The sequence below is a fragment of the Paraburkholderia sp. SIMBA_030 genome, assembly GCF_046535245.1.
GTDB lineage: Bacteria > Pseudomonadota > Gammaproteobacteria > Burkholderiales > Burkholderiaceae > Paraburkholderia.
Map to the genome: position 1 here is coordinate 1 of NZ_JAWRXB010001717.1, position 233 is coordinate 233.

The window sequence follows — 233 nt, forward strand, 5'->3', positions numbered from 1 at the left end:
GCCGAACAACAGGACGAAAATCAGCAAACCGCTGAACAGCACGATGTTCAGGTTGGACAAACGGCGGATACCGTTTTCCACACCGGACACAGCGGCGATGGTCGCCACGGTGCTCATCACAATGATCACGATCAGCAGGTTGGTGTTGCTGTGCTCCATGCCGAACAGGTTTTCCAACCCGGAAGACACTTGCAGCGAACCAATCCCCAGGTTCGTCACCAGCCCCAGCAAGG

At 56.2% G+C, this 233-nt stretch carries 1 protein-coding gene; it reads right to left on the bottom strand.

The window, feature by feature from the left end; translation table 11 throughout:
• On the bottom strand, nt 1-233 hold a 233-nt coding region (locus SB772_RS45880; RefSeq protein WP_410839259.1), incomplete at both ends, for a BCCT family transporter.